A 12,256-nucleotide genomic window follows, 5' to 3' on the forward strand; every position below is an offset into this window, starting at 1 on the left:
GTTAACCCAAACTGGCCTGGTTCTGATAGTAGCTAATCAGCTTTTCCGGGCGCAGCGGGCGGCTAAACAGATACCCCTGCAGATGCGTGACGCCCCGGTTAACCAGCCAGGCCGCCTGGTCGCCAGTTTCCACCCCTTCCGCCACGGTTTTCAGGTTGAGTTTTTTTGCCAGCAGCAACACGGTGTCAAGCACCGGCGAGGTTACGGTTTCGGTGCCGATACTCTGCACAAAGCCGCGATCGATTTTCAGGTAGTCGAACGGATATTTTTCCAGGTAGATCAGCGCGCTATGGCCAGTGCCGAAATCATCGATGGCAATCTTGAAATTGTGTTCATGCAGCCAGGCGAAGATTTCGCCGGCGTTTTTCTCCCGCACCATGGTGCGCTCGGTGATTTCAAATACATAGTTAAAATGATCGGCGGGCATACTGGCGATCCACGCTTGCACGTCGCGGCGAAAACTGGCCGATGCCAGATGCTGCGGAGACATATTCAGACTGAGACGGGTGCCGCGCGGCAGTTGCTGACAGAGAAAACGCGCGTCGCGCGCTACCAGGCTGAACAGATGTTGGGTCAGAGGAATAATCAGGTTTTGCGCTTCGGCGTGGCTGATAAATACATCGGGCGGGATCATGCCTTCAACCGGGTGAGTCCAGCGCAGCAGCGCTTCAACGCCATAGGGTTTGCCGTTGTGTGCCGTTACCAGCGGCTGATACTCAACGTGAAACTGACCGCGCCGGATGCCGAGCAGGATTTCACGTCCCGGTCGCTGATGCAGCGACAGCAGCAGCCAGCTGATTGCGGCAACCAGCAGCGCCAGCAGCAGGCCGGTCAGCAACGCCAGCGTGTAATCGCGTGAGGCCAGCGTGCTGCCGTAAAGCACAAAGCGCATGCTGCCGTCATCAAGCGTCAGGTCGGTAAGAGCAGGCGGCAGATCGCGGCTGCGCACTACCTGGCTGGTGCCGCTGAGCAGTGCGCTGTCGCCTGCCACCAGCGCCATGCGCGTGATTTCGGGATGGTAAGAGGCCAGCAGCTGGTAAGGCGTCATGCTGAGGTTCATGGTGGCGAGGATGCCGGTTTCGTTCGCTCCCGGACTTTTCAGCCACAGCGCCAGCGCTGGCTTGGCAGGCTGCAGCGGCGTGCCGGGCAGCAGGCGGACGTCACGGTCGCGCTCCAGCTCTGAATCGGGTGAAATGGCGCTGGCGGCCAGCAGAAATGCGCCGGTGGCCGAGGAGCAGTAAGCGTTGCCGTCGCGTACCAGTAATATTGCGCGAATGTTGCCGGCAAAGGCGGCGCGAGAGGTCAGCTCACGGTTGACGCTGTTGCAGCTGAGTTGAGTGTATTGCTGCAGTGGATAAAGGCTCTCGACCAGGGTTGACATCACCTGTTGCAGATCGTCACGGCTGTGAGCCAGCAGCTGCTGGTGTTGCTGGACGCGTTTTTGCCAGGTCAGCGTGAGCAGGACGGTGACAAACAGGATAAAAAACGCGACCCCAATAATTACGCTACTCCAGGCGATGCGCCGCGAGTAGCTGGCATGACGATTTAACGTCCCCGACAGTGGCATGGAGTTGGTTCCCCTGATCTTGCCCTTTTTATTATAAAAACGCATACAACTGTGCTGGTTCAAGGCAACGAGAATATAACGAGGCTGCGCGAAAAGTCTCGTTATATTTTTGATTCACAATTACTTTTTCCGTCATGGATTTGGCTTAAGCAACCGCAGACGAAAAAAAACGCTGCCGGGGCAGCGTTTTCAGATTCTCTGGCTGAGAACATCAGGAAGGAAGGGGATTAACTGGGATTTTTTGCCAGTACCCGACGCGCTTCGCGGTAGCGGTTTTTCCAGTAACTGTCGTTAAGGCTGGAAATCATCACGCCGCTGCTGGTAGACGCGTGTACAAAATTGTCGTTGCCGAGATAGATGCCGACATGACGACCGGTGGAGCCGGCGCGGAACAGCACTAAATCACCCGGACGCAGTTTACTGCGTGAAATCTCTTTACCGCTGTCCTGCTGTTCCGATGTGGAACGCGGCAGCTCTAAACCAAACTGTTCGCGAAAGGTGCGCTGAACAAAAGCAGAACAGTCAATGCCACGTTTGGTGTCGCCGCCTAAGCGATAACGCACACCTTTCCAGTCACTGTACTGCTCCATGATGCGGGACTTAACGTCCACGTTCTGCACCATTTGTTCAAATTCGTCCTGAGACGCCTGAAGTAAAAAACCATTCTGGTTGTTAACTTCATGATTCTCGTTATTCGCGTTCTGACCGTTATGGGTACTGCTACATGCCGATAAGAGGGTTGCTAATGCTACTGCGGGAATAATCCGCCTGAGGTATCTCAGAATTGGTTGAGACTTGACCATTGTACGTGTTTTCCTTCGATGTCCTTACGACAGAATGTCGCCAGCCAGATGACAAAACGGGTTGAGATTAATAAGTGCGACCCTCTAAGACAATTCCTTAATTACTAAAATGTGTTAATGCACACATTTTTGTTGCTTAAGGTACCGAATTTTATGCTGCACGGTAGTAATCGGAGTTGAGGTTAACCGATTACAGACCGCGTGGCGAGTGCTTTTATATAAATTTTTATAGGTTTTTTTGATGTGAAATCAATCTGTAACACAACGGTTACTTTATCAACAACTGGTAGCGATTTAAGCGTCAATTAACGGCAGGAACAGCGGCTAATTCTGGCGCTCAGGGAGATTTTAAGAGGGTTCTGACTGGACAGGCCAGGAATAACGCCATTGTCAGACGATTTGACGCATAGGTTTTTCTTTTATCAGAAAACGCTTAGTCCGCTAATAATTTATTGCAGGATTAAATAAGCGCAGGCGATCTTAAAAACAAGAAATAATCGCCCGCGCTAAACAATTACGCCTGGGGTTTATATTTTCCGGGCAGCGAACGATAGAGCCAGTTCACCAGTTTGTCGCTGGCCGGTGTTAATAACCACCAGCTCAGGCCCACCAGCACCACCGACAGCGAACCGACCGCGATATCGGTAAACCAGTGTGCGCCTGCCATTACGCGCGGCAGGGAAAAGAGCACCACAATCAGCAGGCCCATCAGGAAGGCGCGGAAGCCGAAATAGCGCCACATAAAGCAGGCGAAGATAATCAGCATCATGCCGTGGTCGCCGGGGAAGCTGTCTCGGGACGCATCTTTTGCCGGAATGCCGGTCAGTTCGCTGACGCGATGCACGTTATCAAAGAACAGCGTCGGGCTGGCATGCTTAACCGGCAGCAGATGGCCCAGCTGGTTAAGAATCACCGCCGTCAGCAGCATGGTGATACCAATCGCCAGCATACGACGTCGGCCCTGCGGCGTTTCGCGGCGCCAGAACCACAGATAGAGCAGGCCCATCGCCAGCAGCGACACCGCATCAAAACCGCGGAAATTGGTGATCGCCACCAGCAGCGCAAAGCCGTGATGGTCGACCATCTGGTCGTTAAAGCCAAAAAAGATGCCTTTGTCGAGAGCGAACCAGAACCCGTGCTCCGGCGGCAGATACCACGACATAAATAGCATCACACCCAGCGCATTCAGCAGCAGGATGGTAATCAAACGAGAAGTGCGCATAAAAGTAACTCAAAAGGAAAAAAATAACGGGCAAACCTACCGCAGCTAATTTAAACGAATCTTCAACAGGGCAGTCTGCAAGGCGTTCCAGTCGGTGGCCTGATGGTGGATCAATTCGATACGGCTATCCGGCGGCGTGACCGGGCGCGTTTCGATGAACAGGTCTTCACCCTGACGGTTAATGCTGACCAGACCGTCAGCGGTACGCAGCACGCCTTTCACGCGATCCACCGGCGCAAGCCGCGCCCACTCTAAAGCCGGAATAGTATCGAACACCGTGTCACCATCGAAAATCCAGCCACAGGAAGCATAGCCCTGACCTTCATTTAACGCACGACGCCAGCGCGCTTCACCTTCCAGTTTCAGCGCCGCCAGCCCCTGCGGGCGTGGCGAATGATGATGATGCGCGGCATCGGGTACCGCACGATCCGCCAATGCCGGCTGACTCAGCAACGCCGGATCAATGTTGCCCCAGCTGGCTTCCACCAGTTGACGGTCGCCCAAATGCTGCTGCTGCCAGCTCGCCAGCCGCTGACGATCTTCCGCATCCCACTTGTCGCTTTTGTTGGCGATGATGATGTCTGCGGCGATCAGCTGGTCGCAAAAGTTTTCATTCTCCGTGACGCGCGTATCGGCTAACTGACGCGGATCGAGCAGCGTCAGCGTGGCGTCCACGCGGATCCACGGCTGATAGACCGCTGCGCGCAGCATATTCAGTAACTGTTTGGGATGGCCAAGGCCGGTGGGTTCGATAATCAGGCGGTCGGGCTGAGTCTGCTTCAGCAGCATATTCAGCCCGACCTGCAGCGGCAGGCCGTTAACACAGCACATGCAGCCGCCGGGGATCTCTTTCAGCGTGGCGCCGCGGTCGGCGAGCAGGGCGCCGTCAATGCCGATCTCGCCAAACTCGTTGACCAGAATGGCCCACTTCTCATTGGCCGGTTTGTGCGCCAGCAGATGTAACAGGGTGGTGGTTTTACCGCTACCGAGAAAACCGGTAATCAGGTTCACGCGCGTCATAATTTACTCCGTTAAAATAGCCGCGCCGGACAACCGCATCCGGCGCGCAGGCTGTTGTTATACTATAACAATCAACCGCCGCCGGAGAAAATCGTGCGCTTAATCGGCGCGTCCCATATAACGACGCTCGGCAATATGGATACGGATGCGATCGCCATTGCTCAGGTACTCCGGCACCTGAATCGACAGCCCGGTGCTCATGCCCGCCGGTTTGGTGCGCGCGCTGGCGGATGCCCCTTTGATGCCAGGTGAGGTATCAACGATCTCCATGTCTACCGTCTGCGGCAGTTCCAGCGCCAGCACCTGACCATCCATGGTAAGCACCTGGATACCGGGAATGCCGCCTTCCGGAATAAACAGCAGCTCTTCTTCGATCTGATCTTTTTTAAAGCTGTACGGCGTGTAATCTTCGTCATCCATAAACACGTATTCGTCGCCGTCGATGTATGAGAAGGTCACCGCGCGGCGGCTGAGCTGGATGGCATCAATAATGTCGTCGCCCTTGAAGCGCTCTTCAACTTTCAGGCCGGTGCGCACATCGGTGAAACGCATCTTGTACAGCGTGGCGGCACCGCGCGCGCTTGGGCTCTGGACATCGATATCCTTCACCAGCAACAGTTTACCGTTCCAGGTGACGGCCATTCCTTTTTTGATTTCGTTTGCCTTTGGCATAATGCTTGACTCGCTATAACCAGGTAGATGCGCGCCAACTTACTCGCGCGGTGAAAAACAGGCAAGTGAGGCCGGTGAAAATTGTTGGTCGCGCATGGAATTCCGCGGTGCAGACTGCTATTGTCGGCCGCTAATCTTTGCAGGAGCGCATGATGTTATGTCGAGACCAGTGCGGTGCCTGCTGCACAGCCCCCTCCATCTCTTCCCCCATTCCCGGTATGCCTGACGGCAAACCGGCCAATACCCGTTGCGTTCAGCTCGACGAACAGCAGCGCTGCAAAATCTTTGGCTCGCCGCTGCGTCCGGCGGTGTGTGCCGGTTTACAGCCACAGGCGGAGATGTGCGGCAGCAGCCGCGCCGACGCCATGATCTACCTGTTGCAGCTGGAAGCCGATACCGCGCCCTGAGTTTAAGCTGACGCGAGCTGAACAGCACGCTCGTCGCAGGTGCCGCGTTACAGCAACGCGTCAGCGCGCCCGCTGTGAAAAATCCTAAATCCGCCGCGAAGTGTGCGGAGCATCAAAAATCTGCTACGCCGATTGCGCATTTTCTTGCCTGTAATCGGGTGCTGTACCATATTCCCTGAAACGTTTCAGCGTTGTCCTCCCGGCTAAGTCCGTGTCGCACAGCGTATTTTTTCGCCATCAGGCTGAAACGATTCACTTTCAGCAAGCGAGGAGAAATATGTTCCAGCTCGAAGTTCAGGCCATTCACACCGGCGCCAGCGCGTCCGATAAAGAACAGGCCATTCGTCAGGTTGCCGCTGCGCTTACCGCGGCCGGAAATGTGGCCGAAGGCTACGTCGACGGCATGCTGGCGCGCGAACAGCAAACCACCACCTTTCTCGGCAACGGCATCGCCATTCCGCACGGCACCACCGATACCCGCGATCTGGTGCTGAAAACCGGCGTGCAGGTTTATCAGTTTCCGCAGGGCGTGGACTGGGGTGATGGCCAGACGGCGTACGTTGCCATCGGCATTGCCGCTAAATCTGACGAGCACCTCGCGCTGCTGCGCCAGCTGACTCACGTATTAAGCGATGACAGCATCGCGGAGCAGCTGAAATCTGCCTCTGCTGAAGAGCTGCGCGCGCTGCTGATGGGTGAAAAGCAGGCCGCTGAATTCCAGTTCGATACGTCGCTGATCACCACCGACGTGGCCGCCAGCGATCTGATGACGCTGCAGGCGCTGAACGCTGGTCGTCTGCAGGCGGCCGGTGCCGTCGACGCCAGCTTTGTCGCGGACGTTGTCTCGCACGCACCGCTCAGCCTCGGTCAGGGCATCTGGCTGAGCGACAGTACGCACGGCAACCTCAACAGCGCGGTGGCAGTGAGCCGCAGCGCGACGCCGCTGACGCATCAGGGCGAACCGGTAGCGCTGCTGCTGACGGTCGCCGCCACCGATCAGCGCCCGCTTGAGGTGCTGGGCTACCTCAGCAATCTGCTGCTGAACAAGCAGGCTGAACGCCTGCTGAAGGCGGACGCGGCAGGCATTCTCGCGCTGCTGACCAGCGAAGTGGATGAAGCTGCGGACGTCTTAACCGCGGAATTCACCATCCGCAACGAGCACGGTCTGCATGCGCGTCCGGGCACCGCGCTGGTGAGTGTGATCAAGCAGTTCAACAGCGATATCACCGTCACCAATCTCGACGGCAGCGGTAAGCCGGCTAACGGGCGCAGCCTGATGAAGGTGGTCGCGCTCGGCGTGAAGAAAGGCCATCGTCTGCGTTTCACCGCCAGCGGTGACGATGCGCAGCAGGCACTGCACGCTATCGAAGAAGCCATTAATAGCGGTCTGGGCGAGGGGGCAGCATGAGTCGTCGCGTTGCCACTATCACCCTGAACCCGGCGTACGATCTGGTCGGCTACACGCCGGAGATCGAGCGCGGCGAAGTTAACCTGGTCAAAACCACCGGGCTGCACGCTGCGGGTAAAGGCATCAATGTCGCCAAAGTGCTGAAAGATCTCGGTATCGACGTCACCGTCGGCGGCTTCCTCGGCAAAGAGAATCAGGACGGCTTTCAGCAGCTGTTCAGTGAACTCGGTATCGCTAACCGTTTTCAGGTGGTGCAGGGCCGTACCCGCATTAACGTTAAGCTGACGGAAAAAGACGGCGACGTCACCGACCTCAACTTCTCGGGCTTTGACGTCACGCCCCAGGACTGGGACCGCTTCACCGCCGACTCGCTGACCTGGCTGGGCCAGTTCGATATGGTGTGTGTCAGCGGCAGCCTGCCAGCCGGCGTTGCGCCGGACGCCTTCACCAAATGGATGAGCGATCTGCGCACCCACTGCCCATGCATCATTTTTGACAGCAGCCGTGAAGCGCTGGTGGCCGGTCTGAAAGCGGCACCGTGGCTGGTAAAACCCAATCGCCGCGAGCTGGAGATCTGGGCTGGACGCAAGCTGCCGACGCTGCAGGATGTGATTGACGCCGCGCACCAGCTGCGCGAGCAGGGCATTGCCCACGTGGTGATCTCCCTCGGTGCGGAAGGCGCGCTGTGGGTCAATGCCTCTGGCGAATGGATCGCCAAACCGCCTGCGTGTGAAGTGGTCAGCACCGTAGGCGCCGGAGATTCGATGGTTGGCGGCCTGATTTATGGCCTGCTGATGCGGGAATCCAGTGAACACACGCTGCGTCTGGCGACGGCGGTGGCGGCCATGGCCGTCAGCCAGAGCAACGTCGGCGTGACCGATCGTACCCAGTTGGCCGCGATGATGGCGCGCGTCGACTTACAACCCGTTAACTAACAGCAGGAGAGCGATAATGAAAACGCTGCTGATAAAAGATTCTTCACTCGGCCTGGCATCAGGCCATTTAGCCTCGGAACGTCTGCAGGCGGCGGCAGGGCAGGCGGGACTGACACTGGTCGACAGCGCCGCGGACGCCGAACTGGTGCTGGTGATTGGCCAGCAGGTTACCAACAACGCGCAGCTGGCCGGCAAGTCCGTTGCCCTCGTGGATGTGCAGCAGGCGCTGCGCGATCCGCAGGCGGCACTGGCGCTGGCTAAAGATGCGGCGCAACCGTGGCAGCCGGCTGCGGCAACCCCGGCGGCAAGCGCACCGGCGCAGAGCACCGGGCAGAAACGTATTGTGGCCGTCACTGCCTGTCCGACCGGCGTGGCGCACACCTTCATGGCAGCCGAGGCGATTGAGGCGGAAGCCAGCAAGCGCGGCTGGTGGGTAAAAGTGGAAACCCGCGGCTCAGTCGGCGCCGGCAACCCGATCACCCCGGAAGAAGTGGCGGCGGCCGATCTGGTGATCGTTGCGGCGGATATCGACGTTGACCTGGCGAAATTTGCCGGCAAGCCGATGTACCGCACCTCCACCAGTCTGGCGCTGAAGAAAACCGCACAGGAGCTGGATAAAGCGCAGGCGGAAGCCAAAGTCTGGCAGCCTTCCGGCAACCAGGCGGCAGCCAGCCAGAGCGACAGCAAAGAGAAAGCCGGTGCCTATCGGCATCTGCTGACCGGCGTATCTTATATGCTGCCGATGGTGGTCGCCGGCGGTCTGAGCATTGCGCTGTCATTCGCCTTTGGGATTACCGCGTTTAAAGAGCAGGGCACCTTAGCCGCGGCGCTGATGCAGATCGGTGGCGGCAGCGCCTTTGCGCTGATGGTGCCGGTGCTGGCGGGCTTTATCGCCTTCTCGATTGCTGACCGTCCGGGTCTGACGCCGGGTCTGATTGGCGGCATGATCGCCACCAGCATCAACGCTGGTTTCCTTGGCGGCATCATCGCCGGTTTCATCGCCGGTTACGCCGCGAAACTACTGAGCAGCAAAGTGAAGCTGCCGCAAAGTATGGAAGCGTTGAAGCCGATTCTGATCATTCCGCTGGTGGCCAGTCTGATTACCGGCCTGCTGATGATTTACGTGGTAGGCAAACCGGTTGCCGGCATCATGAGCGGCCTGACCAGCTGGCTGGCGAACATGGGCACTGCTAACGCGGTCCTGCTGGGCGCGATTCTGGGCGGCATGATGTGTACCGACATGGGCGGTCCGGTGAACAAAGTGGCTTACGCGTTTGGTGTCGGTCTGTTGAGTTCGCAAACCTACGCGCCGATGGCCGCGATCATGGCGGCCGGTATGGTGCCACCGCTGGCGATGGGGCTGGCAACGCTGGTAGCGCGTCGTAAGTTCAATAAAGGTCAGCAGGAAGGCGGTAAAGCCGCGCTGGTACTCGGCCTGTGCTTTATCTCCGAAGGTGCCATTCCGTTTGCGGCGCGTGATCCGATGCGCGTGCTGCCATGCTGTATCGTGGGTGGCGCAGTGACCGGGGCTATCTCCATGGCGATGGGTGCCAAACTGATGGCGCCGCACGGCGGACTGTTCGTCCTGCTGATTCCAGGCGCCATTACGCCGGTGCTGGGTTACCTGCTGGCGATTGTGATTGGTACGCTGATTGCGGGTCTGGGCTATGCGATTCTGAAACGTCCGGAAGAGGAACTGGCCAAAGCCGCGTAACGGCAGCCAGGAACAACAAAGGGAGCCGCGGCTCCCTTTTTTTATTGGCGACAGGCCCCGGTGAAACCCGTTACGCCTGCTGCTCGGCCTTCAGCCAGGCAATTTCATCCTTCCAGATATCCGGATTGATGGTTTCAAGAATCATCGGGATACCGTCAAAACGCGCATCCTTCATTAGCCAGCTAAACGCGGTCTTGCCAATGTTGCCCTCGCCGAGGCTGTGATGGCGATCCACGCGGCTGCCGAGCGTACTTTTAGCATCGTTGAGGTGCATACCGCGCAGATACTGAAAGCCCACCACGCGCTCAAACTCGGCAAAGGTGGCTTCACAGGCAGCTTCGCTGCGTAAATCATATCCGCCAGCGAAGGCGTGGCAGGTGTCGATGCATACGCCGACGCGCGATTTATCCTCGACGTGGTCAATAATCGCCGCGAGGTGTTCAAAGCGGAAACCGAGGTTGCTGCCCTGACCGGCGGTATTCTCAATCACCGCTACCACGTTGTGGGTTTTATCCAGCGCAATGTTGATCGACTCGGCGATGCGCTTCAGGCAGGCATCTTCATCAATCTGCTGCAGGTGGCTGCCGGGATGGAAGTTGAGCAGCGTCAGACCAAGCTGTTCGGCGCGCTGCATCTCATCGATAAACGCCTCGCGTGATTTCTCCAGCGCGTCCATCACCGGGTGGCCGAGGTTAATCAGATAGCTGTCGTGCGGCAGGATTTGCGCGGCGCTGAAGTTGTACTGATCGCAGGCGGTTTTAAAAGCGTCGATCACCTGCGCAGAGAGCGGCGCGGCTTTCCACTGGCGCTGATTTTTAGTGAACAGCGCAAAGGCTGTGGCTTCGATTTCATGGGCACGGATCACTGCCTGGTCTACGCCGCCGGATGCGCTTACGTGTGCGCCGATATATTTCATGCCGCTCTCCTGAATGGGCGATTGCTGATGCAAAACGCCCATGATAGCGGATGCGCTTACGCCATGAAATGTTGCACCAGCACATTCAGTGCGCCGCCGCCGAGAATCAGCCAGATAAACATCAGCAGACCAAGCAGCAGCGGTTTGACGCCCGCCTGCTTCAGCGCGCCGAAACGGGTGGTTAAGCCCAGCGCCGCCATCGCCATCGCCAGCAGCAGATTCGCCAGCTGATTCAGTCCCGCTACCACCGGCGGTGGCAGCAGATGCAGCGAGTTAAACAGCGCCACCACAATAAACAACAGGGCAAACCACGGAAAGCGGATCGGCTGCTGTGCCTGACGCTGGTGGCTGCGCTGGCGCTGCAGCCAGCTGCCTAGGATCAGCAGAAACGGTGCCAGCATCATCACCCGCAGCATCTTGGCGATGACTGCCGTGTTCTCCGTTTCCGCGCCCATTGCATGGCCGGCCGCCACTACCTGCGCCACTTCGTGCAGCGTCGAGCCGGTAAAGACGCCAAAGTGCTGCGCGCTGACCTGCGGCAACAGCGTCCAGAGAAACGGGTACAGCACAATGCCGACGGTGCCAAACAGCACCACGGTGGCCACCGCGACCGCCACTTTCGAAGGTGCGGCTTTTATCACCGGTTCACTTGCCAGCACCGCTGCCGCACCGCAAATGCTGCTGCCGGCACCAATCAGCCACACGGTTTCGCGATCCATTTTCAGTACACGGATGCCGATCAGGCAGGTGATCAGAAAGGTTGAGCTTAGCACCAGCACATCAATCAGCACGCCGCTGACGCCGACATCGGCGATCTGCTGCACGGTGATGCGGAAGCCGTAAAGAATGATGCCGAGTCGCAGCAGTCGCTGTTTGGCCAGCAGCACCCCACTGTCGCACGGGGTCGCAACGCGGGGATACAGGCTATTACCCAGCACGATGCCGATAATGATGGCCAGCGTCAGCGCGCCGAATCCCGCGCCCGCCAGCCACGGCTGACTGGCCAGCCACGCGGCACCTGCGGCGATGGCGGCGGTCAGCAGCAGTCCCGGCAGCCAGCGATGAACATGAAAAGGGGTTTTGTTGACGCTTAGTTCAGCCATAATACGCTTCTCCTCAGTGAGGCTTTAGCGTGCGCCTGGCTGGCTTAAAAGTGAAATTGATAATATATTTATAATCAACCGGAATAAGTGATAAGGAAGGGCAACAATGTTCATGCGCTTGCGCCGCTGGGCGAAGCTCATCAAACGGGACGTGCTGACGCTGTGGTTTGCCTGTCGCGATCCGCGTACGCCGTGGTGGTTTAAGCTGCTGGCGTTTGGCATCGTCGCTTATGCGCTCAGCCCCATCGATCTGATTCCGGACTTCATCCCGATTATTGGCCTGCTGGATGACGCGATTATCATCCCGCTTGGCGTGATGGTCCTGCTGCGTCTGCTGCCGCGCGACGTGCGCATCAGCAGCGCCGAACGCGCCGAGGTGCAACGGGCGCGCGGCAAAAAGATCGTCAGCTGGAGCGGCCTGATTCTGATGCTGCTGATCTGGCTGGCGGTGGTGATCTATCTGGTGAAGCGGTACGCCATGTAAGGAGC

General features: G+C 58.1%; 12 protein-coding genes. 5 read left to right on the top strand and 7 right to left on the bottom strand.

Going from position 1 to position 12,256, the window contains the following annotated elements:
* Position 1 precedes the first annotated feature (1 nt).
* The 5 genes from E7738_RS02035 to yeiP form a co-directional block, all read right to left on the bottom strand.
* Positions 2-1,567, bottom strand: a complete 1,566-nt coding sequence (locus E7738_RS02035) for a cyclic di-GMP phosphodiesterase (RefSeq protein ID WP_058780320.1) — start codon at positions 1,565-1,567, stop codon at positions 2-4.
* Positions 1,568-1,794: 227 nt separating this feature from the next.
* Positions 1,795-2,370, bottom strand: coding sequence for a bifunctional murein DD-endopeptidase/murein LD-carboxypeptidase (gene mepS / locus E7738_RS02040; RefSeq protein WP_031280047.1), 576 nt, complete (start codon positions 2,368-2,370; stop codon positions 1,795-1,797).
* Between the two features lie 514 nt (positions 2,371-2,884).
* Entirely contained in the window at positions 2,885-3,592 is a 708-nt protein-coding gene (locus tag E7738_RS02045) for a phosphatase PAP2 family protein (RefSeq protein WP_031280048.1), read from the bottom strand.
* Between the two features lie 45 nt (positions 3,593-3,637).
* Positions 3,638-4,612 (bottom strand): CobW family GTP-binding protein, encoded by a 975-nt coding sequence (locus tag E7738_RS02050; RefSeq protein WP_394516044.1) that lies wholly within the window; start codon positions 4,610-4,612, stop codon positions 3,638-3,640.
* Positions 4,613-4,711: 99 nt separating this feature from the next.
* Positions 4,712-5,284, bottom strand: a complete 573-nt coding sequence (gene yeiP, locus E7738_RS02055; RefSeq protein WP_031280049.1) for an elongation factor P-like protein YeiP — start codon at positions 5,282-5,284, stop codon at positions 4,712-4,714.
* Between the two features lie 152 nt (positions 5,285-5,436).
* Here yeiP and E7738_RS02060 point away from each other — a divergent pair, with 152 nt between their 5' ends.
* From E7738_RS02060 to fruA, 4 genes are all read left to right on the top strand, one after another.
* Complete coding sequence (locus E7738_RS02060; protein ID WP_058775788.1) at positions 5,437-5,691, top strand: YkgJ family cysteine cluster protein; 255 nt, start codon at positions 5,437-5,439, stop codon at positions 5,689-5,691.
* 277 nt (positions 5,692-5,968) lie between these two features.
* On the top strand, positions 5,969-7,099 hold the full coding sequence (gene fruB, locus E7738_RS02065; RefSeq protein WP_372772209.1) for a fused PTS fructose transporter subunit IIA/HPr protein: 1,131 nt from the start codon (positions 5,969-5,971) through the stop codon (positions 7,097-7,099).
* Entirely contained in the window at positions 7,096-8,034 is a 939-nt protein-coding gene (fruK, locus tag E7738_RS02070; RefSeq protein ID WP_021509266.1) for a 1-phosphofructokinase, read from the top strand. The genes fruB and fruK overlap by 4 nt, the downstream gene beginning before the upstream one ends.
* 16 nt (positions 8,035-8,050) lie before the next feature.
* The gene (fruA, locus tag E7738_RS02075) at positions 8,051-9,748 is read left to right on the top strand and encodes a PTS fructose transporter subunit IIBC (protein ID WP_394516045.1); all 1,698 of its coding nucleotides are present in this window, start codon (positions 8,051-8,053) and stop codon (positions 9,746-9,748) included.
* 70 nt (positions 9,749-9,818) lie between these two features.
* Here the strand turns inward: fruA and nfo are convergent, their stop codons facing one another.
* Together nfo and E7738_RS02085 are read right to left on the bottom strand one after the other, a co-directional pair.
* A complete protein-coding gene (nfo, locus tag E7738_RS02080; RefSeq protein ID WP_058775787.1) occupies positions 9,819-10,664 on the bottom strand; it encodes a deoxyribonuclease IV in 846 nt (281 codons plus the stop codon).
* A 56-nt stretch (positions 10,665-10,720) separates the two neighbouring features.
* Positions 10,721-11,767, bottom strand: coding sequence for a YeiH family putative sulfate export transporter (locus E7738_RS02085; protein ID WP_125309752.1), 1,047 nt, complete (start codon positions 11,765-11,767; stop codon positions 10,721-10,723).
* Positions 11,768-11,873: 106 nt separating this feature from the next.
* Between E7738_RS02085 and E7738_RS02090 the strand changes: the two genes are divergently transcribed.
* Complete coding sequence (locus E7738_RS02090; RefSeq protein WP_021509270.1) at positions 11,874-12,251, top strand: YkvA family protein; 378 nt, start codon at positions 11,874-11,876, stop codon at positions 12,249-12,251.
* The last annotated feature ends 5 nt before the right edge of the window (positions 12,252-12,256 follow it).

Source organism: Pantoea sp. SGAir0430 (assembly GCF_043549295.1).